The organism is Microbacterium sp. B24 (genome assembly GCF_000333415.1).
Lineage (GTDB): Bacteria > Actinomycetota > Actinomycetes > Actinomycetales > Microbacteriaceae > Microbacterium.
Genome location: NZ_BADB01000102.1, coordinates 1 through 1,645 on the forward strand (window position 1 = coordinate 1; position 1,645 = coordinate 1,645).

Annotated in this window: 1 protein-coding gene; it reads right to left on the reverse strand. The window is 71.1% G+C overall.

All coding sequences use genetic code 11. From position 1 onward, the window contains the following. Positions 1-114 precede the first annotated feature (114 nt). The gene (locus I5I_RS02285; protein ID WP_036316016.1) at positions 115-1,221 is read right to left on the reverse strand and encodes a TadA family conjugal transfer-associated ATPase; all 1,107 of its coding nucleotides are present in this window, start codon (positions 1,219-1,221) and stop codon (positions 115-117) included. Positions 1,222-1,645: the final 424 nt, after the last annotated feature.

The following is a 1,645-nucleotide window of genomic DNA, read 5'->3' on the forward strand; positions in this document are numbered from 1 at the left end:
CGCCGTCCTCCGCCAACAGTGACCACACTTGCGCGGGCGCGACACCGGCCTCCAGCAGGACGGCGAGCCTCTGCAGCGTCTCGGCGGCCTCCGTGGCCTCAGCCGGGGCAGCCTTCATGGCACGGCCGCCATTTCCAACCGACCATGGCCGTCGAGCCCGGGCCGGGCGAAACCGACCACGCGACGAATGCCGTCCGGACCGCGCTCGACGTGCACCACGACACCGATCGCGCTGACGACGTGGCGAGCGAGCGCCCGATCGTCCATTCCGGCGAGAGCGCCCAGCGCTTCGAGCCGAGCGGGCAGATCGGCGATACGGCCGACGTGCACCGTGCCCGCGCCACCCTCGTGACCCGTGTTCAGGGCGGTCAGCAGTTCGCGGACCTCCTCGCCACGACACTCTCCGACGACCAGCCGATCGGGTCGCATCCGCAGGGCTTCGCGAACGAGACGCGACAGCGGAACCGCGCCGGCGCCTTCGAGATTCGGTTGGCGCGCTTCGAGACGCACATGGTGCGGATGGTCCACCCGCAACTCGGCGACGTCCTCGATCGTGACGATTCGCTCGTGCGGCGGTACCAGGCCCAACAACGCCGACAGCAGCGTGGTCTTGCCCGCACCCGTCGCGCCCGACACCAGGATGTTGCGACGCGCCGCCACGAGCTTCTCGAGCCGCCTGTGGGTCTCGGCACTGCAGAGGCCGCGACGGGCGAGCTCATCGAGATCGGGGACGTCGACCTGCGGCAGACGGATCGATATGGCCGTGCCCGTGCACGCGACAGGGGGAAGCACGGCGTGCACGCGCGCGCCGTGCTCCCACCGCACGTCGACCACGGGCGAGGCGTCGTCGAGGTGGCGCCCGCCGATTCCGACGAGCGCGACGGCCAGCGCGCGCAGCTCATCGGCATCCGCCCGCCACTCGACGACCGGCACGGCCCCGGCGCCGCGGTCGACGAACAGGCCGTCCGTGCCGTTGATGAACACGTCCGTCACCTCGGGATCGCTCAGGAGGTGACGAAGGGGCTCGAGGGCCGGGTGATCGGGAAGGCGCCGGCGTCGCGCACGACGCAGCGGAACCGGCCCCGACGCCATCGCGGGCTCCGCCGCGTCGGCGCGGACACGCGCGACGGACTCGACGCCACGCTCATCGACGACGAACCGGCGTACCGCCTCCGGAACGCGACGTGTGCCGCGGCGGTGGGCGACGAAAGGCTCGGACATACCCCGACGCTACGTGCGCGGCGCGCGGCGACGGCCGGGCGCGACCTCACCCGTGAGGAACGCAGCGACCGCCCTCCCTGGGGAGGAGCCGACGGGGCGGAAAGAGAGAAGGCGGCATCCCATAGGGGGAGATGGGATGCCGCCACGCGACATCCCGGAATCGGGGGTGGTCGGGAGTCGCGCTGCCTGAATCGAAGTTCGGCCGGATCGAGCATACGCAGACGTCCAGCCCCGCTCCAGTCGAAAACGCGTGTCGACGCTGATATATCGGTGAAACCACGGACCCGCGCCACAGGGCTCACCCCCTCCTTCCGGAGGTAGTGCCGTGTCGGTCGCGGTCGCTAGATTTCGTGAGTCGTCCGGGACCCGATCCCGCCACCGCCGCAAAGGAGCGCGCAGATGAGCAGCCAGATCGACCACCTGC